This is a genomic window from Paenarthrobacter sp. NPDC056912 (assembly GCF_042786555.1).
Classification (GTDB): Bacteria; Actinomycetota; Actinomycetes; order Actinomycetales; family Micrococcaceae; genus Arthrobacter.
On record NZ_JBHUCD010000003.1, the window covers coordinates 35,128 to 61,441 of the forward strand.

Here is a 26,314-nt window from a genome sequence, read left to right on the forward strand (position 1 = left end):
GGATGCATGGCATTTCGCGTCAATGCGTGTCACCGATTCGCCCACAGCGCAATGCACGGACAGCCGCCCGCCAGGTTCCACGTAGACTTGAATCCATGCATTCGTTACCCAGCCAGCCCCTCCTCAAAGCCGTGCTCTGGGATATGGATGGCACACTCGTGGACACCGAGCCCTACTGGATCGCAGCCGAGCGCGCGCTGGTTGAGTCCCACGGCGGCAGCTGGTCGCACCAGCAGGCCATGCAATTGGTGGGACAGTCCTTGCTGCACTCGGCAGCCGTTCTGCAGGCCGCAGGGGTCAGGCTCGAGGCCCGTGAAATCGTGGACACCCTGAGCAGCCAGGTCATCGAGCAGGTCCGCAAAGAGGTTCCCTGGCGGCCCGGTGCGCGCGAGCTGCTCGACGAACTGCACCAGGCCGGCATCCGTTGCGCCTTGGTGACCATGTCAGAAGGCCCCCTGGCCGGCGTTGTCGTAGAAAGCCTGCCCCGGCCCTACTTCGAGTTCCTGGTCACCGGAGACTCCGTCACCAACGGAAAGCCCCATCCGGAGGCGTACCTCACCGCGGTGGAGCGGCTCCGATTGGACGACCCCTCCTTGACCATCCACCACTGCGTAGCCCTGGAGGATTCCGTGCCGGGGGCAACCGCCGCCATTGCCTCGGGTGTGGTCACGGTGGGAATTCCGCATCAAGTGCCGCTGCCCCATGACCACCGCATGATCTTGTGGGACACCTTGGTTGGCAGGACTGCCGCGGACGTCGCCCGGCTGGTCGATGAGCGCATCACGGCAGTAAACCTGCTTGAAGGGGCCAACTAGGTGAGTAGTTCTTCCACGCCGCACCACGCTGCCACCAAGAAGGACGGCATACCCCTCGGGAGAATCGCCGGAATCCGGGTTTACCTCGCTTACTCGTGGTTCGTGATCGCCGGTTTCACCGTGATTGTGTATGGCCCGGCCGTTTTGGTGCAGTTTCCTTACCTTGGGATGGGCGCGTACCTGGTGGCACTTTGCTACGCATTGCTGCTCGCCGTGTCCGTACTGGTCCACGAGCTCGCCCACGCACTGAGCGCCAAGGCTTTCAACTGGCCCACAGAGAAGATCGTGCTCAATCTTTGGGGCGGACATACTCAATTCGAAAGCTTCACATCGTCTCCGGGGCGGGCTGTCATTGTCGCCATGGCAGGGCCGGCCTCAAACTTCGTTCTGGCCGGGATCCTGGCACCTGTGGTGTTTGGCGGCGTCTTTGACGGCGTGGTGGAAATGCTCGCCAACATCCTGATGTGGGCAAACTTGCTCATCGGTCTCTTCAACGTGCTGCCTGGTATGCCATTGGACGGTGGGCGGCTGGTCGAATCCGCTGTCTGGAAAGCTACCGGCAGCCAGGACAAGGGAGCGATTGCCGCAGGATGGTCAGGACGCGGCATCGCCATTGCCTTGGTTATCTGGGTGATCGGGCTGCCATTGCTGCGCGGCGCGCCCCTCGACATCAACCTCATGCTCATCACCGTCCTTGTCTGCGGCTTCCTCTGGATGGGAGCTTCGAGCTCCATCAACCACGCCAAGCTCCGCAGCCGTCTCTACCTGGTGAGCGCTGCCGGCCTGGCGGAGCGTGCCGTGGGCGTACCGAACTCGGCCACTGTCGCCGACGTCCTGGCCGTATCGCCGGCCGGAAGTCCCGCCGTCGTGATTTGTGGTCCTGACGGAAAGCCGCAGGGAGTCGTGGACGCAGGCGCCACTGCCGCCGTACCCGCCGAAGCCGCCACGACGACGCCCGTCACCGCGGTTGCCCACGCACTGGCCGCCGGAGCCTATGTCCCTGAATGGTCCAAGGGGCAGGAACTGATCCAGTACTTGGCGCGGCTGGAGGGCGGCGAATACGCTGTGGTGGACCACAACGGCCTCGTCACCGGGCTTTTGCGCCAGCAGGCCGTAGTGACTGCCATTACAGGCAAGGAAGCCCGCCGGAGCGGACGCGCCTGACACCCTGCCGGTAGAGTTACATGCTGGCCGCTTTAACCCAACCACCCGTTGAACTTTTTTGGCGCCCACCAGCCAGCAACACATCGCGGCCCAGCCGTACAGGAGCGAGGAACACCACATGAGCAGCGAAACCGCCGCCCCCGAAGCAGGCGCAGGCACCGAAGAGGCAGCAACCGGCACGTCCGTGCAGCCGACAGGCGCTGCGCGTCGCCGCGGACCTTTCCGCGTGGGCGAGCGGGTCCAGCTCACCGACGAGCGCGGCCGTATGAACACCATCACTTTGGAGGTGGGCGGCGCCTTCCATACACACCGCGGCTTCCTGAACCACGATGAGATCATCGGCCAAGTGGACGGCTCCGTGGTCAGCAACAACGTCGGTCAGCAGTACCAGACCCTGCGGCCTCTGCTGTCCGACTTTGTCCTGTCCATGCCCCGCGGTGCTGCAGTTGTCTACCCCAAGGACGCCGGCCAGATTGTCACCATGGCTGACATCTTCCCGGGCGCACGCGTGGTTGAAGCCGGCGTGGGTTCCGGAGCCTTGTCCATCTCCCTCCTGCGCGCAGTAGGCGACGGCGGCTACCTCCATTCGTTCGAACGTCGCGAGGAATTCGCTGACATCGCCCGGGGAAACGTTGAGACCATCTTCGGTGGCCCGCACCCCGCCTGGCAGATCTCGCTGGGCGACTTCCAGGAAGAAGTAGTCCGCGCCGAAGCTCCCGGTTCGGTGGACCGCGTGGTGCTGGACATGCTCGCCCCGTGGGAATGCCTGGACGCCGTTGCCACCGTCCTTGCTCCCGGCGGCGTCTGGATCAACTACGTGGCCACAGTCACGCAGTTGTCGCGTACTGCCGAAGCCATCCGCGCCGACGGCCGCTTCACCGAACCCGATGCCTGGGAGTCAATGGTTCGAGGCTGGCACCTCGAAGGACTGGCCGTACGCCCGGACCACCGCATGGTCGCACACACCGGGTTCCTCCTCGTCACCCGTCGCCTCGCCGATGGCGTCACTGGAATTTCCGTCAAACGCCGCCCTTCGAAGACAGAGTTCAGCGCGGAGGACCTCAATGCCTGGACACCTGCCGCAGTGGGGGAGCGTGCGGTATCGGACAAGAAACTCCGCCGCGCAGCACGCGACGCGATCGCTGGAACCAACGTTCAGGATGACCCTTCAGTCACAAACTGAGAAAGGTCACAATCGAGTCCGCATTCCGGATGTCACACAACCCCCTGGGCTTTTCGGGACTATGGTCTTGTTAAGCGCAGGAAGGGGCTGATGAATCGTGGATACGTCAAACAACGACCTTGGACGGCCGACGCCGGAGGAACCAAACGCCGCATCGGAAGAGGCAGCAAGCCGGGGACTTGCCGCGATCCAACCCCCGGAACCCTCGAGTGAACTGACCGTCGCCGAACGGCAAATCAACATCCTTCGGGACAAGCTTCGCCATATCGACCGCCAGTTGGCAGCTGCTACGCAGAACAACAGCAAGCTAGTCACCATGCTGGAGACGGCGAAAACAGAAATACTTCGCCTCAAGGGTGCTTTGGAGCAGGAAGGGCAACCGCCCTACAGCTTCGGAACCGTGGTGCAGATCAACCCCCGCAGGCAGCCGGCCGCCGGCAGCTCCGGCCAGGCAGCAACTGAAGAGTCCGTGGACATTTTCAATGCCGGGCGCAAGATGCGCGTGGGTGTCAGTCCGCTGGTCAACGTCAGCCAGCTCGCCGTCGGACAGGAAGTCCTCCTCAACGAGGCCCTCCTGGTGGTTGCCGGCCTCGGTTACGAGCGCGCCGGAGAGCTGGTCACGCTCAAGGAAATGCTGGGCAAGGACCGTGCCCTGGTGGTGGGCCGCGCTGACGAAGAACGCGTGGTCCGGCTCTCCGGAGCACTGCAGACCATCCACCTGAAGGTGGGCGACGCTTTGTCGCTGGACTCCCGCACCGGCTACGCGCTGGAGAAGGTTCCACGCGCCGAGGTGGAGAACCTGGTCCTCGAGGAAGTACCGGACATTACGTACGAGGACATCGGTGGCCTCGGCCCGCAGATTGAACAGATCCGTGACGCCGTTGAACTACCGTTCCTCCATCCTGACCTTTACCGCGAGCACGGGCTGAAGGCTCCCAAGGGCATCCTTCTTTACGGCCCTCCCGGCTGCGGCAAGACGCTCATCGCCAAAGCCGTCGCCAACTCCCTGGCGGCCCGCGCTGCCGAACGTGCCGGCAACATCGACCTCAAGAGCTACTTCCTGAACATCAAAGGCCCCGAGCTCCTGGACAAGTATGTTGGCGAAACCGAACGCCACATCCGGCTGATCTTCTCCCGTGCCCGCGAAAAGGCTTCGGACGGCAGCCCGGTGGTGGTCTTCTTCGATGAGATGGACTCGTTGTTCCGCACCCGCGGGACCGGTGTATCTTCCGACGTCGAAACCACCATCGTTCCTCAGCTGCTCAGTGAGATCGATGGCGTGGAGCGGCTGGACAACGTGATCGTTATCGGCGCCTCCAACCGCGAGGACATGATTGACCCTGCAATTCTTCGCCCGGGACGCCTCGACGTGAAGGTGAAGATCCAGCGGCCTGATGCCGAGGCCGCGGCGGATATCTTCGCCAAGTACATCACCACGGACCTGCCCTTCCACGCCCAGGACCTGGCCGAGTACGGCGGAGACGTGCAGGCCACTGTGGACGCCATGATCCAGCGCACCGTAGAGGCCATGTATTCGACTGAGAAGTCGAATGAATACCTCGAAGTCACCTACGCCAACGGCGACACGGAAATGCTGTACTTCAAGGACTTCAACTCAGGCGCAGTGGTTCAGAACGTGGTGGACCGCGCCAAGAAGTACGCCATCAAGGACCTGCTGACCACCAATCAAAAGGGCCTGAGGATCGATCACTTGCTGCGTGCCGTGGTGGATGAGTTCCGCGAGCACGAGGACATGCCCAACACCACCAACCCTGACGACTGGGCGAGGATTTCCGGTAAGAAGGGCGAGCGGATCACCTATATCCGTACGATCGTTCAGGGCAAGGCCGGACAGGAACCGGGCAAGTCGATTGAAACCACCGCCAACACGGGCCAGTACCTGTGACAGCTAGACCCGAAGGTTCGCCTGCCGACAAGTTGCCCGTTGGCGGTGCCATGCGTGTCATGGGCTCGGAGACGGAATACGGAATCCACGCCCCATCGGCTCCAGGCGCGAACGCAACCATGATGTCTGCGCGGATCATCCAGGCCTATGCCACGGTGACCCGGCAGCGGGCGGCCGGCGGTGCTGAGACGCGGTGGGACTACACGGACGAGGAACCGCTGCACGATGCCCGCGGTTGGACAGTGGACAGGGCATCGGCGGATCCCAGCCAGCTCACGGACCAACCACCAGTGCTCGACGCCGAAGCTGTCGCGTTGGCGTATGGTCGCCAGGAGTTGGAACTCGATGGCGCGGACGAGTCCGGCTCGCTTCTGATGAACATGGTCCTGGGCAACGGTGCACGCCTTTATGTGGACCACGCGCATCCGGAGTATTCCAGCCCGGAGGTCACCAACCCCCGGGACGCCGTTGCCTGGGACGCCGCCGGTGACTTGGTTGCCCTTGCCACGGTCCGGAAAGTCGCAGCTGACAGCAGCCTTCCTGCGATCAATCTTTACAAGAACAACACGGACAACAAATCGGTGTCCTACGGCTCGCACGAGAACTACCTCATGCCACGCTCGGTGCCCTTCGGTGACATCATCCGTGGCCTGACCCCGTTCTTTGTCTCCCGGCAGATCATGTGCGGTGCCGGACGGGTGGGCTTGGGCCAGGACAGTTCCACCGCCGGTTACCAGATCAGCCAGCGGGCCGACTTCTTTGAGGCCGAGGTCGGTTTGGAAACCACCATCCGACGCCCCATCATCAACACGAGGGACGAGCCGCATGCTACCGCGGACAAGTATCGCCGCCTCCATGTCATCATCGGGGACGCCAACCTCAGCCAAGCCTCCAACTACCTGAAGTTCGGCACCACCGCCATGGTCCTGAGCCTGATCGAGGCCGGGCAGGCTCCGCGGATCGAGGTCCACGAACCCGTTCAGGCGCTCCAGGCCGTCAGCCACGACACCACGCTCACCGCCACTGTCCGGCTCCTTGACGGCCGACGCGTGACGGCGCTGGACCTCCAGTGGATGTACTACGAGTCGGCCGCCAAGCTGGCCCAGGAAACCGGCGTGGCGGACTCCGTCACAGGTGACGGACACACCCATGAGGTCCTGGCACGCTGGGAGGCTACCTTGGCAACGCTGGGCAGCGACCTTGGCGCCGCTGCCTCATCGGTCGAGTGGGTTGCCAAGAAGTCCCTGCTGGATGGTTACCGAAACCGCGACAACCTGTCATGGAACGACGCCCGGCTCGGTCTGGTGGACCTCCAATGGTCCGATATCCGTCCCGAAAAGGGCCTCTACTACAGGCTTTTGTCCCGGGATCGCATGACACGGATCGTCGACGACGCCGACATCGCCCGCGCGGTGGGGGAACCGCCGTCGGACACGCGCGCGTACTTCCGCGGCAGGTGTGTTTCCAGGTTCGGCAAGGACGTCGTAGGGGCTAGCTGGGATTCGGTGATTTTCGACGTCCCGGGGCTAGGCAAACTTCAGCGCGTTCCCACCCGGGAACCCCTGCGCGGCACGCAGGCGCTGACGGGCGCACTCTTCGACCGCCACCAGGAGGCGGGCTCATTCCTTGCGGAATTGATGGGCCAGAACCCTCCTCCTGCCAAGAACTGAGGCGTGCCCGTCACAGCAAGATTCAAGCCTCGCGAATGCCGCACGCAGCAGCCCGCAGCGTGGCAATATGGCAGTTAGGAAGTCTCCATCATCAGGGGACTGACAGTAGGGAGAAAGAAAATGGCAGCTCAGGAGCAACAGCAACCACAGTCGCGGGAGTCCGAGACCGAGGTAGACGTACCGGAGGCACCGCCCGCGGCACCCGAAGCGCAGGCCTCGGAAGCAACCCAGGGCGTGGACGATCTCCTTGACGAGATTGACGGCGTCTTGGAATCCAACGCCGAAGAGTTCGTCAGGGCCTTCGTCCAAAAGGGCGGACAGTAAGCGGCCCCACCAAGGAACGTACTGCCCGGACGGCGTGAGGCCGCCGGGCATCGGAATGCAGAGTCGAAGGAGTGCAGCAATGCAGGACCCATCAGCCGGCCCCCTGGCCACCCAGGCAACGTCTTCATTCACGGAGCATCTCCAACGCTCGCGTCCCGAACTCCTTCCGTTTAGTCAATCGTTACCCGCCGGCACGGTGCCGGCCTCGCCGCACGCCACCACCATCGTCGCGCTGACGTACGCGGGAGGCGTCCTCATGGCGGGGGACCGCCGTGCCACCATGGGCAATGTCATTGCAAGCCGGCACATTGAGAAGGTCTTCCCGGCCGACGAGTACTCTGTGCTGGGCATCGCAGGTACGGCAGGCCTGGCCATTGACATCACGCGGCTTTTCCAGGTGGAGCTGGAGCACTACGAGAAGATCGAGGGCACGCTGCTTAGCCTTGTTGGCAAAGCGAACCGTTTGGGCGCCATGATCCGCGGCAACCTGCCCATGGCCATGCAGGGTATGGCCGTCATCCCCTTGTTTGCCGGGTTTGACCAAGTATCCGGCGTTGGACGGTTGTTTTCCTACGACATAACAGGTGGCCGTTACGAGGAGCAGGAGCACCACTCGGTTGGTTCGGGTTCGGTGTTCGCGCGGGGGGCCTTGAAGAAATTGTGGCGTCCCAACCTCCAGGAAGAAGACGCAGTAGCAGTGGCAGTCGAGGCACTCTACGATGCTGCTGATGACGATTCCGCCACCGGAGGCCCGGACCCTGTCCGCCAACTGTGGCCGGTGGTGTACACCGTCAACCGAGCCGGAAACCGGCGCGTTCCGGACCGGGACCTTGCAGCCATAGCCAGCGCAATTGTGGAATCGCGGGCCATCGCCGGACGGGAGGCCTGATATGACACAGCAGTTCTACGTTTCACCTGAGCAACTGATGAAGGACCGTGCGGACTTCGCACGGAAAGGCATCGCCAGGGGGCGGTCAGTGGTGGTCATCAGCTGCGCTGACGGGATCGTGTTAATCGCAGAAAACCCGTCGCCTTCACTGCATAAAATCGGTGAGATCTACGACAAAATCGCATTCGCCGCCGTGGGCAAGTACAACGAGTTTGAAAGCCTCAGGCAGGCCGGGGTCCGGTACGCCGATGTGCGCGGCTACTCGTATGACCGTGAAGACGTCACTGCCCGCGGGTTGGCCAGCGTCTATGCTCAGAGCCTCGGAGCGGTCTTCACAGCTGAGCAGAAGCCGTTCGAGGTTGAGCTGGCTGTCGCTGAGGTGGGTTTGGCTCAGGACCAGGACCACCTGTACCGGCTGACATTCGACGGCTCGATCGCGGATGAGAACGGCTTCGTCGTCATGGGCGGCGTCGCTGAGCAAATTTCCGACGTCGTGAGCGGGGGTTGGGAGCCCGAACTCAACCTTGCCGGGGCCCTGCGTTTGGCACTGCGCGCCTTGGCTGCGGACAAGGAAGCGGAAGCACTTCCGGCCACCGCCGTCGAAGCGGCTGTCTTGTACCGGGCTTCGGAGAGTCACCGCGGATCGCGCAGGGCGTTCCGGCGGCTGTTGCCCGAGGACCTTATCCTGCTGCTCACAGAGGAGGCTTGAGATGGACAAGCGGATATTTGGCATTGAAACCGAGTTCGGGATTTCCTATTCCAGTCCGGATTCGCGTCCACTGGCCCCAGAGGAAGTAGCGCGCTATCTCTTCCGCAAGGTGGTGAGTTGGGGCAGATCCTCCAACGTGTTCCTGACGAACGGCTCCAGGCTCTACCTCGATGTGGGCTCACACCCCGAGTACGCCACTGCAGAGTGTGACGACCTCGCTCAGCTCATTGCCCACGACAGGGCCGGAGAACTCATCCTCGACGACCTCGTCGACGAAGCCCAGGCCAGGCTCGCCGCAGAGGGGTTCAACGGAACGGTCTACCTGTTCAAGAACAACACCGACTCCGCCGGCAACTCCTATGGCAGCCACGAAAATTACCTCATTCCGCGGCGGGGGGAATTTTCCCGCCTGGCGGAGATCCTGATCCCTTTCCTGGTCACGCGCCAGTTGATCGCCGGGGCGGGCAAGGTCCTGAAAACTCCCCATGGCGCCACGTTTGCATTCTCGCAGCGTGCCGACCACATCTGGGAGGGCGTGTCCTCGGCCACCACGAGGTCCCGGCCCATCATCAATACCCGCGATGAGCCTCATGCGGACGCTGAGTTCTACCGTCGGCTCCACGTCATCGTGGGCGACTCCAACATGTCTGAGACGTCGGCGCTGCTCAAAGTGGGCACTGTGGACCTCATTCTCCGGATGATCGAGGCCGGAGTGATCATGCGGGACATGCGGATGGAGAATCCCATCCGCAGCATTCGTGAAATCTCCCATGACCTTACGGGGCGCGCTTTGGTCAGGCTCGCCAATGGCAGGCAGCTCACGGCGCTGGATATCCAGCGGGAGTACCTCTCCAAGGTTACCGAGTTTGTCGCGGCGAATGGTGCCCACAACGCCCACGTACCGCTCATTCTGGATTTGTGGCAGCGGACCTTGGATGCCATAGAGAGTGGTGACACTTCTACTATCGACACCGAGGTGGACTGGGCCATCAAGAAGAAGCTCATGGACGGCTACATGCGCAGGCATGATCTCAGCCTCGATTCTCCCCGGATCGCCCAGCTTGACCTCACTTACCATGACATTTCCCGCCAGCGGGGCATCTTCTTCCTGCTGCAGGCAAGGGGAGCGGCACGCAGGCTCGTCACCGAGACCGAGGTCAAGGATGCCGTGGACGCACCTCCCCAGACCACCCGGGCAAAGTTGCGCGGAGACTTCGTGCGGCGGGCCCAGGAACTTGGACGCGACTACACGGTGGACTGGGTCCACCTGAAGCTCAACGACCGCGCGCACCAGACGATTCTGTGCAAGGATCCCTTCCGCAGCGTGGACGAGCGTGTGGATGCGCTCCTGGATTCTATGAGCTGACTCCCAGCTTCACGGGCTATTCTGGATAGTGGTCTCTTCCCGAGAGACAACCTGCTTGGATGCGCGACGCGTCTTTCCGAGTGTCCTTTGCCCCGACGAAAGTGTCTTTTTTGTGCGCCGACTCCTAGCGATCCTTCTTCCTGCCCTGCTGCTTATTACCGCGTGCGGCGGAAGCAGCACTCCGGCCGCCGAGCCCACCAGCCAGTCATCCGGAGACGTGTCCAAGCTCGACTCCGTCAAGGTGACGGACAACGGCGACGACAAAGCACCCGGCCTTGAATTCTCCAAGCCGCTCACAGTAACCGAGCCCACCGTCAAGGTGGTCAGCGAGGGCGACGGTGCACGCGTGAAGGCCGGTCAAACCGCCGAGCTGGTGTACCTGGCCGTGGACGGCAATGACGGCAAGACCGTAGAGGATGCCTACACGAACGGCCCGCAGCCCATCGAATTGACCGATGAGCTGAAAACCGGCAACGCCGTGATCTACAACGCCATCGTCGGAGCCAAGATCGGCTCGCATGTAGCTTTTGCCGCGCCGGGCAACGCCAGCGGCTCCACCCCTGCCTCCACACAGTTGGTCGTCTTCAAGTTGATTTCCGCCAAGGACCCTGCCCCGGTCCTGGAAAAGCCGGAAGGCGAGACCGTGACCCCTCCGGCCGGACTCCCCACGGTGAAGGATGACGACAAGGGCATCCCGCAGATCTCCGTTGAAGGCGCCACGGCTCCCAAGGAGCTCATCGCCCAGGACCTGATCAAGGGATCGGGTGCCGCTGTGAAGGCAACTGACACCCTCACGGTCAACTACGTCGGCGTCAACCTTGTAGGCGGAACCAAGTTCGATTCCAGCTTCGACCGCGGCCAGACGGCCAGCTTCGCACTGTCCGGCGTCATCAAGGGCTGGACCCAGGGCCTGGAAGGCAAAACTGTTGGCTCCCGCGTCCTCTTGGTGATTCCGCAGGATCTCGCCTACGGCGCAGCCGGCCAAGGCGAAGCCAAGGGCGATCTCGTTTTCGTCGTTGACATTCTCGGCGTCAAGTAAGTCATCACCAATTTCTGCAAGACAGCAAGGCACTGGCTTAAGCTGGTTCCTGACACCCTTGTCCCCAACACTTAGGAGCAACCATGTCCTTTGGTCAGCGTGACTTCGACCGTACCAAGCCCGAAATCGACTTCCCGGAAGGCGATGTCCCCACGGATCTCGTGATCACGGACCTCATCGAAGGATCGGGCGCCGAGGCCAAGGCCGGCGACACCGTATCCACCCACTATGTGGGCGTTGCCTGGTCCACCGGCGAAGAATTCGACGCTTCCTGGGGCCGTGGAGCTCCGCTGGACTTCCGCGTCGGCGTTGGCCAGGTCATCCAGGGCTGGGACCAGGGCTTGCTCGGCATGAAGGTCGGCGGACGCCGCCGCCTGGAGATCCCCTCCGAGCTTGCCTACGGCTCGCGTGGAGCGGGTGGAGCCATCAAGCCCAACGAGGCCCTGATCTTCGTGGTGGACCTCGTAGCCGTCCGCTAGGACTCAAGCCTCAATGCAAGGCGTGTCACTATCCGGTTTTGCCGGACGGTGACGCGCCTTGCTGCTTTCCGGCCGGTCTTTAGTAACGTAGCAAGCGTGTCCGCATCCCGCACTGAACGTCTCCTGAACCTCCTCCTGGCTTTGCTCAACACCAAAGTCGGCCTCCCACGTGCTGTCCTCCGCGAGAAGGTCTACCACGACACCGCGGACAATGACGTCGCGTTCGGCCGCATGTTCGAACGCGACAAGGTGGATTTGAAGCAGTTCGGCTTTGAGATCGAGACGCTTACGGATCCGCGCAGTTTCGGTGCCGACGACCCCGCGTCAACGCGCTATCGCATCGGTAAAGATTCCAACAGGCTCCCGGAAGTCAGCTTGACGTCGGCCGAGTGCACCGTTCTCCTGCTCGCTGCCCAGCTGTGGGAGCGCGCCGCGCTGGGAACGGCGGCCGCCAATGCAGTTCGCAAACTGCAGGCTGCGGGGGGATTCACCGACGTCGACCTCCCCGCGGGAGTCCAGCCGCGTATCAAGCCCGCAGGACAGGCCTTCGACGACGTCGTAGCGGCCATGCATGGCCGGCATCCCGTCCTCTTCGGCTACCTTGCGGTCAGTACCGGACGCGAAGAAATCAGGGAGGTGGAGCCCTGGGGTTTGGGCAGCCGCTTCGGACAGTGGTACCTCGTCGGCTTTGACCGGGGGAGGGCAGCCAAGAGGCTCTTCCGCCTCTCCCGGATGACCTCAGCAGTCACGGTGGTTCCCGGCAGTTCCTTCGAACCGCCCGCAGGCTTTGATGCCCGCGCGGAGCTCGATTCCCTGGACGAGCTGCCCTTGCAGCGGGCCACGCTGGAAGTCGATGCCGGCCGGTTGCTGGCCCTGCGCAAGCGGGCCGCGCCCCATGAGCAACTCCCTTCCCGGAGTGGCCGGGACCACGTCGTGGTGGACTTCCGTGATCCGGAGCAGCTCGCCGAGGAGCTGGCGTCCTATGGCCCCCATGTCAAAGTGCGCGAGCCTGCTGAACTTCGCACCGCCGTCGTCCGCCGACTCCAGGGCGCCACGGATTTTTCCGCTACTGCCGCCATTCCGGTGGAATTCCCGGAGGCCGGCCGTGCGCCCCGCGCTCGGAAGCGTACCTCGGAGGATCAATTGGCGAGGATGCTGCAACTCGTCCCGTTCCTGGTCCACCACCAGGGGCTCCATGTCCAGGAAGTCGCCAGTCGCTTCGGCATCAGCCGCAAAGAACTCATAGACGACCTCAAAATCCTGATCTGTTCAGGACTTCCCGGGGGATACCCGGACGACCTCCTGGACATCCAGTGGGAAAACGACCATGTATACATTTCCGAGCACTTGGACCTGAACCGTCCGGTGCGCTTCAACGAGGACGAGGCCGCCGCGTTGCTGACTGGTTTGGCAATGCTGGGTGATCTGCCGGCGCTGGCGGGCATGTCCGAGGATGAGCCCGGGAGCGCACTCGATTCGGTGACGATCAAGTTGACTGGTGCAGCAGGGCAGGCTGGCAGGCTGGCCGGCTCCGTCTCGGGACAGTCGGTGGCGCCGGAGCAATCAGAGTCCTTCGCTGCCATCACCCAAGCCATCCGGGACGGCCACCAGCTCCAGCTCAGGTATCTGTCGTTGCAACGTGACGAGGTGACAGAGCGCGACGTCGACCCCTTACGCCTTTATTCCCTGGACAACACGTGGTACTTCGAGGCCTACTGCCACAGCAAGGCAGGAATCCGGAATTTCCGGCTGGACAGAGTGGACTCCTTGAAGCCCAATGGCCGTCCGGCCTCGGGTATGGCAACGCCTGAACAGGACTTCCCGGCCCGCCTGTTCACCCCCAGTGACGACGACGTCCTGGTGGTCCTGCAGCTGACGCGCCAGGGTGCCGGGCTGGCCGATGATTACTACGCCGAACGCACGGCGGAACTGCACGACGGCGGGCTTCTCGCCGAGGTGCGTTTCGGCAACGCCGGGTGGCTGCCCATGTTCGTGTCCCAGCACGGCGGCTCGGTTCGGATCTTGCACCCGGAGACACTGCGCCACGAAACCGACGCATGGCTCGACGCGGCACTGGCGCAGTACAAATCTCCTTCCGACACGACGGCTGGCTAGACTACTCAGATGCCTTGGTGGTTTTGGGTCCTCCTGTGGATCGCGCTCGTAGCCCTGTCCCTGCTCCTTTACGTGACCCTGGGATATCGCTTGTTCAGAAAATTCATGGCAACTGTTCATGATTTGGCTGAAGCGGGTAAACGGTTCAGCAACATTTCGCCGCCCCCAGAAACCTCCGATGTTGAAACGGCGGAAGCCCGGCCTGAACCGGGGTCCGCAATTTTTGCCTCCCCGGAAGAGATGCGTCATGATTACCTGACGGCCAAAGCCTTCCGCCAGGAAGTTCGTCGCCAGAAGCGCGTTCAGCGCAAAGCCGAGCGGGGTCAGCCCCAATCCCTGCACGACATAGAATTCAGATAGACGTAGGATGTATCCAAAAGGAAAGGACCTCCACACATGAGGCTCGAAGGCTGGCATCTCATCATCATCATCGTCCTCGCTCTGGTGCTTTTCGCGGCACCGAAGCTGCCGTCAATGGCGCGCAGCATTGGGCAGTCGATGCGCATTTTCAAGTCTGAAGTCCGGGAAATGAAGAAGGACGGTTCTTCGGAAACGAAGGACTCCCAGGAACCTTCCGACGCCGTTGAAGGCAGGGTCGTGGATCACCCGGACGTCAAGGCCAAGAACAACGGCGAGACTGACGTTCCGCCCTCAAACCGCGTCTAAAAAGAAGTGGTAGAAACGAAGGGGCGCAAGGCAAACCCCGAAGCCCGGATGGCGCTGCTTGACCACCTCAAGGAGCTGAAGAACCGGCTCTTCAAGGCTGCCATCGGCATCATCCTTGGAACTGTGGTGGGCTTCCTTGTCTACCAGCCCCTCTTGGAGGCCTTGATCAAGCCGATCAAGGACCTCAACGAAAAAGAGGGGCGTGCCGCCACTCTTAACTTTGACGGTGTCGCCAGCTCGTTCGACCTCATGGTGCAGGTTTCCGTCTTTCTCGGGGTCATCCTTGCAAGCCCGGTATGGATCTACCAGTTGTGGGCCTTCATTGTTCCCGGGCTCCACAAGAAGGAACGCCGGCTGGCGCTTTCCTTCGTGGCGGCAGCAGTGCCCTTGTTCATCGGTGGCGTCCTGCTTGCGTGGCTCGTCCTGCCGAACGCTGTACGGGTCCTCACGGACTTCACGCCCATTGGCGGGTCAAACTTCATCAGCGCCGAGATTTATCTGGCCTTCGTACTGAGGCTCCTGCTTGCCTTCGGCATCGCATTCCTGGTTCCCGTTGTCCTGGTGGGACTCAACCTGGCCGGGATTGTCAAGGGAAAGCAACTGGTCAAGAGTTGGCGCATTACCATCTTCCTGGTGTGCCTTTTCGCTGCAATGGCCGCTCCCGGCGCTGACGCCATGAGCATGTTCTATCTGGCGGCACCGATGCTCCTGCTGTTCTTCGCAGCAATCGGCGTCTGCCTCTGGAATGACCGGCGCCGCGAACGCCGGGCCATCAAGCGTGCGGCTGAGACCGAGGCCACGGCTGATATCGCCACGTCGGCGTCGGATCTGGAGAATCTCTAGAGCTCTGGCCACTAGGCTTGAGGCATGTCCTTCCTTTCCGGGTCTCCTTCACCTTCAGACCGCTATCAGGCGGCAGCCCACAGGGCAGCAGAGGCTAAGACCTACCTAGGTGCTTTTGCCCTCTCCCTGGACTTTGAACTGGACGATTTCCAACGGGAGGCGTGCCGGTCCCTCCAGGAGGGCCGGGGCGTTCTCGTTGCAGCCCCTACAGGAGCAGGAAAGACGATAGTTGGCGAATTTGCCATCTATCTGGCCCTGCAGCGCGGGCTCAAGGCTTTCTACACCACCCCTATCAAGGCGCTAAGCAACCAGAAATTCTCTGAGCTCTCGGCCAAGTACGGTGCCGAAAACGTGGGTTTGCTGACGGGCGACACCACCATCAACGGTGATGCCCCCGTGGTGGTGATGACCACCGAAGTACTCCGGAACATGCTGTATGCCGACTCGGAAACCTTGGGTGACCTCGGTTTTGTGGTCATGGACGAGGTCCATTACCTGGCTGACCGTTTCCGTGGCGCTGTCTGGGAAGAAGTCATTATCCACTTGCCGAGCGAAGTTCAAGTGGCATCCCTGAGCGCCACGGTTTCCAACGCTGAAGAGTTCGGGGCCTGGCTGGACACCGTTCGCGGCGATACCGATGTCATCGTTTCCGAACACCGTCCAGTCCCGCTGTGGCAGCACGTCATGGTGGGTCGGGAAATAGTGGACCTCTTCGCCGGCGACACAACCTTTGACGAGATCGCTCCCGGATCCGTTGATGATGCGCTGGATTCCGAAGCGCCGGACCTTTCTGAGTCGGAGGAGGTTCCTGAAGAACCGGCAGCCTCGGCTCGCCAGGTTTCAGCCAAAAGGTCTTCCTCCGCAAAGGTCCGGCAGGTTGTAGCCGGGCCCGAGTTCGAAGTGAATCCGGACTTGCTTGCCATGGCCCGATCGGAAAGCCGCATGAACCTCAGCGGACGCTTCGGCCACGGCGGACGAAGTCGCCGGCGTCAGGACCGCTACCGTGATGAGCGGCAGCAGTCCGAGCAACGCAGCCCTGTCAGGAAGGCCAGCCGGCCGCAGGTCATCGAAAGCCTCAGGCGCCAGGACCTCCTGCCGGCCATCACGTTTATCTTCTCGCGTGCAGGCTGTGACGCAGCGGTAGCGCAGTGTGCAGCCTCCGGCCTGTGGCTGACAACGGAGCGGGAACAGCAAATCATTGCCCAGCGGGTTGATGAGGCCAGCCACGAGATTCCCGCTGACGACCTCGATGTCCTGGGGTTCTGGAGTTGGCGCGACGGGCTTCTCAGGGGTTTTGCCGCCCATCATGCCGGCATGCTTCCCACCTTCAAGGAAGTGGTGGAAAAGCTGTTTGCCGATGGCTTGGTCAAGGCCGTCTTCGCCACCGAGACATTGGCTCTCGGCGTCAACATGCCGGCACGCTGCGTGGTCCTGGAAAAACTCGAGAAATTTAACGGTGAAGCCCACGTCAACATCACGGCGGGGGAGTACACGCAGCTCACCGGACGGGCCGGACGCCGAGGAATCGACGTCGAAGGCCATGCTGTTGTTCTGTGGCAACCGGGCACGGATCCGGCCGCGGTGGCCGGCTTGGCTTCGAGGCGCACCTATCCGCTGAATTCCAGCTTCAGGCCGACCTACAACATGAGCATCAATCTCATTGCCCAGTTTGGCCGGGTTCGGGCTCGTGAAATCCTGGAATCATCCTTCGCGCAGTTCCAGGCGGACCGCTCGGTAGTTGGCCTTGCGCGTCAGGTCCGCGGCCGCGAAGAGTCGCTGGCCGGTTATGCAAAATCGATGGAATGCCATCTTGGCGACTTCACCGAATATGCGAAACTGCGGCGCGAACTGTCCGATGCCGAGAACTTCGCGGCCAGGGACCACCAACGCGCACGGAAAACCCGCGTCGCCGATTCCCTGACGCGGCTCATCCCTGGCGACATCATCAGTATTCACGGTGGCCGCTTGGCCGGTCACGCCGTGGTCCTCGACGTCGATCCCAATGCCCGGGAGCCCCGGCCGTCGGTGCTGACGTCAGACAACCAGCTTCGCCGCATTGGCGTCCACGACCTCGATGGCCCTGTTTCCCCGGTGACAAGGATCAGGATACCCAAAGCATTCAACGCGAAAGTGCCTAAGTCACGCCGCGACCTTGCCGCCTCGATGCGCCACGCCATCAGTGAGGACGCACCGCAGAGCCGGCGAAACAGCAGGCATGAAGACTTCGGGCTTGGTGCACGCCTGCCGGACCAAGAACAGAAGATCGCCGACCTCCGCAGGGCGCTCCGATCCCATCCATGTCACGGCTGCAGCGAGCGGGAGGATCATGCGCGGTGGTCAGAGCGCTGGTGGAAGCTGCGTAAGGAGACCGACGGCCTGGTCCGCCAGATCCAAGGCAGGACCAATACCATCGCCAAGACCTTCGACCGTGTCTGCGACGTCCTGTCAGCGTACGGTTACCTGGAAACGAACGACGCCGGCCACGTCACCATCAGCACCGACGGGCAGAGGCTTCGTCGGATCTACGGTGAAAAGGACCTCCTCATTTCGCAGGCCGTCCGCCGCGGCGCCATCAATGACCTCGACGCCGCCGAACTCGCGTCCTTTGCCAGCACATTGGTGTACCAAGCCAAGCGCGAGGACCGCGGCCTGCGCCCCAAGATGCCATCAGTGTCCCTGGAGTCCGCAGTGGACGTCGTGATCCGAGAATGGTCCCAGTTGGAGGACACGGAGGAACATCACCGGTTGCCCTTGACCGGCGAACCGGAACTTGGACTCATGTGGCCCATGTTCAAGTGGGCCAAGGGGCGCCATCTCCAGGAGGTGCTCAACGGTACCGACCTCGCTGCCGGCGACTTTGTCCGCTGGGCCAAGCAAGTGGTGGACCTCCTGGACCAGCTGGCCAAGATCCCGCAGCTGGACCCCCGCTTGGCGCGGATCTGCCGCGATTCCATTGATTTGGTCCGCCGTGGCGTCGTGGCGTACTCCACGGTGAGCTGACACCAGCCCGATTAGAGTCATTGACTGTTTCAACGCTCAAGGAGCACAACGCATGAACCAGCCAGGCATGCCTGCCGGCCAACAGCAGGACGACAACCGCCGCAAGGTCACCATGTACCGCAACGGTTCGATCTACACAGCTGCGGACCCCTTCGCGACCGCCATGGTGGTTGACGGCGATACCGTAGCGTGGGTGGGCTCAGAGCAGGCAGCAAGCTCCATCGCGGATTCATCCATGGACATCATCGACCTTCGCGGTGCCCTCTTGGCGCCGGGTTTCGTGGACTCGCATGTTCACCTCACTGAGACGGGCCTCGCCCTGGCCGGCCTGCAACTCGGCGGGATAAAGTCCGCTCGGGAACTGCTGGATGCCGTCGCCAACATCGGCGGGTCCGGCACCATTCTTGGCCACGGCTGGGATGAGACGACGTGGCACGATCCCGCCCTCCCAACTCTTGCGGAGATAGACCGCGCTGCGGGCGGCCGGCAGGTGTACCTTTCGCGCATCGACGTTCATTCCGCGCTGGTCTCCCCATCATTGGTTGAAGCGGCAGGTCTCGACGGCAAGGACGGATTCTCCGGCACCGCGAGGGTAGTGCGCGCAGCACATACGGCTGCACGGCTGGCGGCAAGGCAGTTCCCGGAAGCCGACAGGCGCGTTTATCAGGAACGGGCCTTGCAGGAGGCAGCAGCCAACGGATACGTGGCATTGGCCGAGATGTCGGCACCCCACATCTGCGGTCCCGACGATCTCCGCATGGCCATGTCATGGAACGACGCACCAGGAAGCCCGCAGGTGCTCCCGTACTGGGGCGAGCTTGCAGCGTCGGAAGAACATGCCCGCGCCATCCTTGACGGCTTGGGCGCCGGAGTACTGGGCTTGGCCGGGGACCTCAACATCGACGGTTCCCTTGGTTCCCGGACAGCAGCCTTGCTGGACGACTACACTGACGCGCCCGGGCAACGCGGCAGCTTGTACCTCTCCGTGGATGAGGCCGCAAAGCATCTGGCGGCCACCTCCCTGCTGGGCGTGCAGGCCGGCTTCCACGTCATTGGCGACGCCGGCCTAGGTGCAGTGCTGGATGCGTTGGACGCTGCAGCCGCAGAGGTAGGGGAGCAGCGCGTCCGCGCAGCAGGGCACCGACTTGAACACGTCGAGATGGCTGACCAGTCAGCCATCGACAGGTTGGCGAAGTACTCCGTCACCGTGAGCGTACAGCCTGGATTCGATGCCTCCTGGGGTGGTCCGGGACGTCTATACGAGCAGAGGCTCGGCGACCGTAGCCACGCGATGAATCCCCTTGCCGCTTTCTATGCCAGTGGAGTACCTATCGCATTCGGCAGTGACAGTCCCGTCACTCCGCTCCGCCCATGGTCCAGTGTCCGGGCATGCTTGGAGCACAGCAACGTCGGTCAGCGAATCTCGGCGCGGGCGGCGTTCCTGGGCCACACACGTGCAGGATGGCGTGCGAGCAAACACCGGAATCCGCTGATGGGCCAGCTCGTTCCCGGCGCCCCGGCCAGCTTTGCAGTGTGGGAAGTGGACGAGCTCATGGTTCAGGTGGCCGACAGCCGGGTCCAGTCATGGAGCACTGATCCCCGGGCCCGGACACCACTGCTGCCGGCCCTTGACACAGGGGAGGACCCCCGCTGCCTGCAGACCGTCAAAGAGGGACAAGAACTGTTCGCCCACGAATCACTGCGCGTGTAGGCAACTATTTTCCACCGGCACCCTGACCCCTGAACTGGGACGACGCATGGATCCGCAGGTCAAGGGCCGGTTGACACCCCTTACTGAGTCCGTAGCATTGAGGCTCAACGGATGATCACGCAGTCGCAACTGCCGGGGCTTGATGGTCTGGCTGCGGCCGGAACACGTTCCTGGTAGTGGCAATGAAGCGGGCAGGTCCACGGCGACCCGGAAAACAGTTGGTTCGGGACTTCATGACCGGACACCACTGGTGCTGGGACTATGGACCTGCCCGCAGTACGCCAACACATGTGTCCGCCACCACAGCCGCGAAAGGTGCCTCCGCCTTCGCCCTATAATGGAGAGTTGCGCCAGAACGCCAGCCGCCAGGCTGCTCCGGCTCACTGACCGCTCCATCAAGGAAAGGCCTCTTCTTGCGTGTCCTGACGATCATTCCCACCTACAACGAGCTCGAATCGCTCCCCAAGACCCTGGGACGGCTGCGCGCAGCGGTGCCTGAGTCCGATGTTCTGGTGGTGGACGACAACAGCCCTGACGGCACGGGAAGGCTTGCCGACGACATCGCAGCGAAGGACAGCCAAGTCCACGTGTTGCACCGAAAAGGCAAAGAAGGGCTCGGAGCCGCCTACATCGCGGGTTTCAAGTGGGGCCTCGCCGCGGGATACGACATCCTGGTGGAAATGGACGCCGACGGATCCCACAAGCCGGAACAGTTGCCGTTGCTCCTGGATGCAGTCAAGGACGGAGCTGATCTCGCCATGGGTTCGCGATGGGTGCCAGGTGGCAGCGTCGTCAACTGGCCGCTCTACCGGCAGGCCATTTCGCGGATCGGCAGCACCTATGCGCGCATCATGCTGGGCGTGAAGATCAAGGACGTCACCGGCGGGTACCGCGCATTCCGGCGCAGCACCCTCGAGGCCCTCAAGCTCGATGAAGTCGAGTCGGTTGGATACGGCTTCCAGGTGGACCTCGCTTGGCGAGTCGCCAAGCTCGGACTCCGCATCGAGGAACGCCCCATCACGTTCGTGGAGCGCGAGCTCGGAGCCTCCAAGATGAGCGGCAACATCGTGGTTGAAGCCATGATCAACGTCACCAAATGGGGACTCGCGGCCCGGTGGGCCAAGCTCACCCGCAAGTCGCCCGCAACAGCCAAGTAAGCCTCGTCAACGTCGAAGGCCCGGTCCGGTTCCCACGGGAACCGGGCCGGGCCTTCTGCGTGTGATCTTCGAAACTATGCGGAGCGGCGCTCTCCACGGCGCTCACGCAGGATGTTCAAACGATCCTCAAGGATCTGCTCCAACTCGGGAAGGCTGCGGCGTTCCAGCAGCATGTCCCAGTGCGTACGGACGGCTTTCTCGTTCGCATCAACTGGACGCTCGCCATCAACCAGCAGCGCTTCCTTACCGGTCTTGGAAACCCAAACAGGGGGGATCTCGGCTTCGGAGGAGAAGGTGACAAAAACCTGTTCGCCATCCTCGCAACGGTATTCGACCCGCTGGCGCGGCGCCGGTTCAACGCCGGATTCGGTTTCCATGCTTTGGGCGCCAAGACGCATACCCCGCAGGCTGCGATCGCTCATGATTACTCCCTCTGTCTGATCGCGGAGCAGAAACTCCGCGCTAGCCGCAAGCCGTTTTCACGATCCTTGCGGACTACTTCTGCACACCTTGCATCACTAATTGCAACGCCTGGCCAAGCTTTTATGTTCCATCCACACTGAACCAGCCGGACAAATATCCCATTATACGCGGATCAGGGTCCAGTACTCAAAAGGGCCGCACGCCAAGAGCGGCCAGCCGCAGTGGCTGACCGCTCTTGGCGCTCGATTTGCTGCTTATTCGGCGGGCTTGGAGTGCGCCGCTGGGCTGGCCGGATCCGAAACCTTCGGATTCTCCTTGCCAGCGAAGAGCCCGGCGACGGGGGAGTCCCCATCGCTTCCTCCCAGGGCGCCGCCGATGCCCTTGAGCGCTTCACCGATCTCGCTGGGTATGATCCACAGTTTGTTCGAGCTGCCCTCGGCGATCTTGGGAAGCGTCTGCAAGTACTGGTAGGCCAGGAGCTTCTGGTCCGGGTTGCCCTTGTGGATGGCGTCGAAGACCTTCTGAATGGCTTGGGCTTCACCGTCAGCGCGAAGGATGGCAGCCTTGGCATCACCTTCAGCGGCGAGGATGGCGGCCTGCCGCTGGCCTTCCGCTGTCAGGATTTGCGATTGCTTGGTACCTTCAGCCGTGAGGATCGCCGCACGGCGATCGCGTTCGGCTCGCATCTGCTTCTCCATGGAATCCTGGATGGAGTGGGGCGGATCAATCGCCTTGAGTTCCACGCGGGAAACGCGGATACCCCAACGTCCAGTCGCTTCGTCGAGGACGCCGCGCAGCTGGCCGTTGATCTGGTCACGGGAGGTCAGGGCCTCTTCGAGGTTGAGTCCACCCACCACATTACGAAGCGTGGTGGTGGTCAACTGCTCCACTGCCTGGATGTAGTTGGCAATTTCGTAGGTGGCAGCCCTGGGGTCTGTGACCTGGAAGTACACAACGGTGTCGATGGAGACCACCAGGTTGTCTTCAGTGATGACCGGTTGCGGCGGGAATGACACAACCTGCTCGCGCAGGTCGAGCAGCGGCAGGAGCCTGTCTACGAACGGGATGAGGATGGTAAGCCCCGGGTTGAGCGTGCGCTGGTACTTGCCGAGCCGTTCAACGACGCCGGCACGTGCCTGCGGGATGATCCTTACCGAGCGGACCAGCACGATGATGACAAAAATGACGAGAACAATCAGCACAATTGCTGCTGCTGTTCCTCCTAAGCCGTCCATACATCTCCTTCGTTCCCCAATTGCGTGGTTTGATGCGGTCTTGCACGGGCAGGCTGCCCACCCGGCAACCGCAGAAATCCTGTGGTGTGTTTCTTAGTGCGGGCTGTTGTCGGCAGACGAGGCAACTACCGCCGTCGCGCCGTCTATTTTGGTGACCTCGACCGTGGCACCGGCGTCGATGACTCCCGCGGTGCTTCGCGCGGTCCAAACGTCGCCGCCGATTTTTACCAGGCCGCTGGTGCTGCTCACGGCTTCGATGACGAGAGCGGGCTGACCTATCAGGCGGTCTATGTTGGAGCGCTGTTCCTCGGGTCCCTTGTGCAGGTGCTTCAGGGCAACTGGCCGGACGAAGGCGATCATCAGGAGGGAAACCACGCAGAAAATGACGATTTGAAGCCAAAAATCGGCGCCGGCAAAGTCGGCCACCAGTCCGGCCAGGGCACCGCCGCCCAGCATGATGAAGAAGAGATCCAGAGTGAGCATCTCCACCACTGCGAACGCGAGGAAGACCGTGAGCCAGAGGGCCCACCAGTTCTCGCCGAGCCATTCAAACATCGTTTCCCCCTTGGTCCCGGATCCCGCGAGCGGGATCACAGTCACTGTTCCTCCATCCTAGCCCGACGCACCGCCCCACGTCAGGACGCGATTTCAAGGCCGTCAGGACGTGGCGGGCGGGGCGTTGAACACGCTGATCTGGAACTTCGCAGTGGTGGCAACGGTCCCGCTGTTCTCAGCAACCCCGGCCAATTGCCCAGGCTTGAGGTGATGACCTGCCGGCCCCATGAAAGCGAGGTCTGCCACCTCTTGTCCGCTCAGCTCCAGGGCAAAGTCCATTTCCGCGCTGGTGGTCGAATCGAAGTGCTTGCCCATGGTGTCAGCGAGGCGCTCGGCTTTGCCTTCTTCAATGGCGAGCATGCCCGTCCGAGAAGCGATTTCCGCGAGGTGGCCTGGCCGTGGCGTCACCACGATCAAGGTTCCGCCAGGGCGAAGCACACGCGCGAACTCAGCAGGGTTTCGCGGAGCAAACACCACCATCACCGCGTCCACACTCTTCTCTGCCATCGGCAGTGGACGCCAGATGTCCCAGACAATGTTGGCGGCCTCCGGGTTTAGCCGGGCAGCCCTTCGAAGGGCGAACTTGGAAATGTCCAATCCAACAGCTGACGCCGGGAACTTTTCCAATACCGCCCGCAGGTAGTGCCCCGTGCCGGTACCGGCGTCGAGCACCACCGCTCCGGGCGACTGCAATGAGACAGCGGCCAGCCGGGCGATTTCCGCTGACAAGGTGTCGTAGTGTCCGGCGGCGAGGAAGCGGTGTCGTGCTGCCACCATCTCGGCCGAATCAGCCTCGAAGGCAGTGCCCTTACCTGTCAGCAGGTTGAAGTATCCCTGCCTGGCCGCATCAAAGACATGTCCTTCATCGCACACCAGAATACGCCGAGGATCTTCCTTGAGGGACAACGCGGTGTGGCATACAGGACAGCGGAGGACAGCGACGGCGTCGGACAACATGGCTTCAATCCTACGGTGGGGCGGAGTGTCAGATGCTGCTGTACCGGCGGCCGGGCTAGGCTCACCAAGGTGAAACCCGAGCAACTGACTTTGCTGAACTCCGTGTCCACCCCGGCCATGCATCCCGATGGCACCAAGGCTGTGGTATCCGTCGTTAGGCCGGACTTTGACGCTGACAATTACGTCGGCCAGCTGTGGAGCGTTCCTTTGGATTCCACCAAGCAGCCACGCCGCATTACGCGAGGCTTCAGGGACACCTCGCCAGCGTTTTCGCCGGACGGCCTTGTCCTGGCTTTCCTCCGGAGCGACCCCGACGGCAAGGCCCAGGTCTTCGTCGTGGAGGCAGCTGGCGGCGAGCCGCAACAGATCACTGATCAGCATTCCGGCGTGAACGGTTTCGTGTGGGCACCGGATTCCCACAGGCTTGCCGTTGCTGCCCGGGTGCCGGAACGCGGCCGCTACGGCACGGTGGACGGCGTGTCGCCCGGCAGTGAGGATGCGCGCCTTATCAGCGCCAACCAGTATCGGATGAACGGCGTCGGCTACACGAGTGACCAGCACCAGCAGTTGTTCGTGGTCGAGGTCCCCGAACTAGGTGGCGAACCTGCGGTTGTTCCGCGCGGCCGCGCCGCCCACGAACAGCCAGGCCGAAAAGGCATCGGCATTCCCGTCGCCCGGCAGCTGACCTTCGGCAGTTCGGACCATGAGTCGCCCTGCTTTTCATCCGACAGCGCCCACCTTTACTTCGTGGCCGCGCTCCATGACGGACACGACGACGACCTTGTCACCTCTGTGTATAGGGTCGACGTCCATGGCGGCGAGCCAGTTCCCGTCGGCCCTTCCAACCGCCCCTTGCAAACTGTCACCGACGTGCGCCTTTCCACGGATGGACGCTGGCTGTTTTACGTTGCCCGGGATTTGGGCGCGTCGGGCACCGACTTCGTCGCCCGCAACGGTGTCCTCCATGTCATGCCTATCGACGGGGGAGAGGCATCGGCCCTCACCGACATCGAGCATCTGGACGTCTCCGGGCCGCTTGAGCCGAGCGGTCCGGCCAGCGTGCTGGTGCTTAACACAGCTCTAGGCAGCGTTGAACTTCTGGACGTTTCCGCTGATGGTGCGATTACACCCCTCGTGCACGGTGCCAGGGTGGTCACTGGCGCAACAGTGGCCGCCAACGGGGAGATCGCCGTCAGCTATTCGGATGCCGCAACGGCAGGCGACCTGGCCTCACTGGACCGCGGGGAACTCCGCCTGTTGACGGACTTCTCAGCGGAGCTGCGGAACAATTCACGGGTCAGCGAACCTCTGGAATTCAAGGCAAACTCCGCGGACGGCCACCCCGTCCAGGGTTGGTTGGTGCTGCCCGACGGGCCGGGACCGCACCCTGTCTTGCTGACTATCCACGGCGGACCGTTCTCCCAGTACACCGGAGCCTACTTCGATGAAGCACAGGCCTATGCCGCAGCCGGGTACGCAGTAGTGATGTGCAATCCACGGGGCTCCTCCGGCTACGGCCAAGCCCACGGACGTGCCATCAAGGAACGCTTGGGCACAGTAGACATGCAGGACGTGCTTGCCTTCCTGGATGCCGCCGTGACGGCCTTTGATGCTTTGGATCAGGACCGGGTGGGGATCATGGGTGGATCGTACGGTGGCTACCTGACTGCCTGGACCATTGCTCACGACCACCGGTTCAAGGGGGCGATCGTCGAGCGTGGTTTCCTGGACCCGGTCAGCTTCGCGGGTTCGGCTGATATCGGCTGGTTCTTCGGAGGAGAGTACACCGGCGGCAGCCTGGAACAGATGGTGGCCCAAAGTCCCATGGCCGTGGCCGGTTCAGTCACCACACCAACTTTGGTGGTCCACAGCGAAAATGATCTTCGCTGCCCCCTGGAACAAGGGCAGCGCTACTACTCACAGCTCAAGGCCCAAGGAGTAGAGACTGCCCTCCTGGTCTTCCCCGGTGAGGACCACGAGCTGTCCCGCTCCGGAACCCCGCACCACCGCAAGCAGAGGTTCCAACACATTCTTGCCTGGTGGGCAAAGTACCTTCCGACGGCGTCGAACCGACCGAAGGAGTGACGGCCAGTCCGGCTCTCACGGTT

General features: G+C 62.5%; 23 protein-coding genes. 19 read left to right on the forward strand and 4 right to left on the reverse strand.

All coding sequences use genetic code 11. The annotated features are described in order from the left end of the window. Positions 1 to 2: 2 nt before the first annotated feature. The 18 genes from ACFRJ9_RS04185 (at position 3) to ACFRJ9_RS04270 (ending at position 21,036) form a co-directional block, all read left to right on the forward strand. The gene (locus ACFRJ9_RS04185; protein ID WP_377664759.1) at positions 3 to 815 is read left to right on the forward strand and encodes an HAD family hydrolase; all 813 of its coding nucleotides are present in this window, start codon (positions 3 to 5) and stop codon (positions 813 to 815) included. Beyond that, positions 816 to 1,979, forward strand: coding sequence for a site-2 protease family protein (locus tag ACFRJ9_RS04190; RefSeq protein WP_377664761.1), 1,164 nt, complete (start codon positions 816 to 818; stop codon positions 1,977 to 1,979). It begins immediately after the preceding gene. Positions 1,980 to 2,097: 118 nt separating this feature from the next. Further along, a complete protein-coding gene (locus ACFRJ9_RS04195) occupies positions 2,098 to 3,162 on the forward strand; it encodes a tRNA (adenine-N1)-methyltransferase (RefSeq protein ID WP_377664763.1) in 1,065 nt (354 codons plus the stop codon). Positions 3,163 to 3,259: 97 nt separating this feature from the next. Then, on the forward strand, positions 3,260 to 5,068 hold the full coding sequence (arc, locus tag ACFRJ9_RS04200) for a proteasome ATPase (protein WP_377664765.1): 1,809 nt from the start codon (positions 3,260 to 3,262) through the stop codon (positions 5,066 to 5,068). 50 nt (positions 5,069 to 5,118) lie between these two features. Further along, positions 5,119 to 6,738: a depupylase/deamidase Dop gene (gene dop, locus ACFRJ9_RS04205; RefSeq protein WP_377665224.1), complete on the forward strand. Its 1,620-nt coding sequence runs from the start codon at positions 5,119 to 5,121 to the stop codon at positions 6,736 to 6,738. A gap of 120 nt (positions 6,739 to 6,858) precedes the next feature. Beyond that, on the forward strand, positions 6,859 to 7,062 hold the full coding sequence (locus tag ACFRJ9_RS04210) for a ubiquitin-like protein Pup (RefSeq protein WP_377664767.1): 204 nt from the start codon (positions 6,859 to 6,861) through the stop codon (positions 7,060 to 7,062). A gap of 79 nt (positions 7,063 to 7,141) precedes the next feature. Beyond that, positions 7,142 to 7,951: a proteasome subunit beta gene (gene prcB / locus ACFRJ9_RS04215; protein WP_377664769.1), complete on the forward strand. Its 810-nt coding sequence runs from the start codon at positions 7,142 to 7,144 to the stop codon at positions 7,949 to 7,951. A gap of 1 nt (position 7,952) precedes the next feature. Further along, positions 7,953 to 8,660: a proteasome subunit alpha gene (prcA, locus tag ACFRJ9_RS04220; RefSeq protein ID WP_377664771.1), complete on the forward strand. Its 708-nt coding sequence runs from the start codon at positions 7,953 to 7,955 to the stop codon at positions 8,658 to 8,660. Between the two features lies 1 nt (position 8,661). Continuing rightward, entirely contained in the window at positions 8,662 to 10,026 is a 1,365-nt protein-coding gene (pafA, locus tag ACFRJ9_RS04225) for a Pup--protein ligase (protein ID WP_377664773.1), read from the forward strand. A 112-nt stretch (positions 10,027 to 10,138) separates the two neighbouring features. Continuing rightward, on the forward strand, positions 10,139 to 11,065 hold the full coding sequence (locus ACFRJ9_RS04230) for an FKBP-type peptidyl-prolyl cis-trans isomerase (protein WP_377664775.1): 927 nt from the start codon (positions 10,139 to 10,141) through the stop codon (positions 11,063 to 11,065). An 83-nt stretch (positions 11,066 to 11,148) separates the two neighbouring features. Continuing rightward, the gene (locus ACFRJ9_RS04235; protein ID WP_377664777.1) at positions 11,149 to 11,544 is read left to right on the forward strand and encodes an FKBP-type peptidyl-prolyl cis-trans isomerase; all 396 of its coding nucleotides are present in this window, start codon (positions 11,149 to 11,151) and stop codon (positions 11,542 to 11,544) included. A 96-nt stretch (positions 11,545 to 11,640) separates the two neighbouring features. Beyond that, positions 11,641 to 13,659 carry a helix-turn-helix transcriptional regulator gene (locus ACFRJ9_RS04240; RefSeq protein WP_377664779.1) on the forward strand — a complete coding sequence of 673 codons (2,019 nt, stop codon included), beginning with the start codon at positions 11,641 to 11,643 and terminating at the stop codon, positions 13,657 to 13,659. 9 nt (positions 13,660 to 13,668) lie between these two features. Further along, entirely contained in the window at positions 13,669 to 14,019 is a 351-nt protein-coding gene (locus tag ACFRJ9_RS04245) for a hypothetical protein (RefSeq protein ID WP_377664781.1), read from the forward strand. A gap of 36 nt (positions 14,020 to 14,055) precedes the next feature. Next, complete coding sequence (tatA, locus tag ACFRJ9_RS04250; protein WP_377664783.1) at positions 14,056 to 14,325, forward strand: Sec-independent protein translocase subunit TatA; 270 nt, start codon at positions 14,056 to 14,058, stop codon at positions 14,323 to 14,325. A 6-nt stretch (positions 14,326 to 14,331) separates the two neighbouring features. Further along, on the forward strand, positions 14,332 to 15,168 hold the full coding sequence (gene tatC / locus ACFRJ9_RS04255) for a twin-arginine translocase subunit TatC (protein ID WP_377664785.1): 837 nt from the start codon (positions 14,332 to 14,334) through the stop codon (positions 15,166 to 15,168). 24 nt (positions 15,169 to 15,192) lie between these two features. Next, positions 15,193 to 18,168, forward strand: a complete 2,976-nt coding sequence (locus ACFRJ9_RS04260) for a DEAD/DEAH box helicase (RefSeq protein WP_377664787.1) — start codon at positions 15,193 to 15,195, stop codon at positions 18,166 to 18,168. A 52-nt stretch (positions 18,169 to 18,220) separates the two neighbouring features. Further along, positions 18,221 to 19,879, forward strand: coding sequence for an amidohydrolase (locus ACFRJ9_RS04265; protein WP_377664789.1), 1,659 nt, complete (start codon positions 18,221 to 18,223; stop codon positions 19,877 to 19,879). Positions 19,880 to 20,292: 413 nt separating this feature from the next. After that, the gene (locus ACFRJ9_RS04270) at positions 20,293 to 21,036 is read left to right on the forward strand and encodes a polyprenol monophosphomannose synthase (protein ID WP_377664791.1); all 744 of its coding nucleotides are present in this window, start codon (positions 20,293 to 20,295) and stop codon (positions 21,034 to 21,036) included. Positions 21,037 to 21,110: 74 nt separating this feature from the next. On the opposite strand, the gene ACFRJ9_RS04275 is transcribed toward ACFRJ9_RS04270, so the two are convergent. The 4 genes from ACFRJ9_RS04275 to ACFRJ9_RS04290 all read right to left on the reverse strand — a co-directional run bounded on the left by ACFRJ9_RS04275 (position 21,111) and on the right by ACFRJ9_RS04290 (position 24,206). Beyond that, positions 21,111 to 21,458 carry an RNA polymerase-binding protein RbpA gene (locus tag ACFRJ9_RS04275; protein ID WP_011774875.1) on the reverse strand — a complete coding sequence of 116 codons (348 nt, stop codon included), beginning with the start codon at positions 21,456 to 21,458 and terminating at the stop codon, positions 21,111 to 21,113. A 255-nt stretch (positions 21,459 to 21,713) separates the two neighbouring features. Beyond that, on the reverse strand, positions 21,714 to 22,694 hold the full coding sequence (locus ACFRJ9_RS04280; RefSeq protein WP_377664793.1) for an SPFH domain-containing protein: 981 nt from the start codon (positions 22,692 to 22,694) through the stop codon (positions 21,714 to 21,716). Between the two features lie 93 nt (positions 22,695 to 22,787). Continuing rightward, entirely contained in the window at positions 22,788 to 23,249 is a 462-nt protein-coding gene (locus ACFRJ9_RS04285) for an NfeD family protein (protein ID WP_377665226.1), read from the reverse strand. 102 nt (positions 23,250 to 23,351) lie between these two features. Next, entirely contained in the window at positions 23,352 to 24,206 is an 855-nt protein-coding gene (locus tag ACFRJ9_RS04290; protein ID WP_377664795.1) for a methyltransferase domain-containing protein, read from the reverse strand. Between the two features lie 69 nt (positions 24,207 to 24,275). On the opposite strand from ACFRJ9_RS04290, the gene ACFRJ9_RS04295 reads away from it, so the two are divergent. Further along, positions 24,276 to 26,291 carry a S9 family peptidase gene (locus tag ACFRJ9_RS04295; protein ID WP_377664797.1) on the forward strand — a complete coding sequence of 672 codons (2,016 nt, stop codon included), beginning with the start codon at positions 24,276 to 24,278 and terminating at the stop codon, positions 26,289 to 26,291. The last annotated feature ends 23 nt before the right edge of the window (positions 26,292 to 26,314 follow it).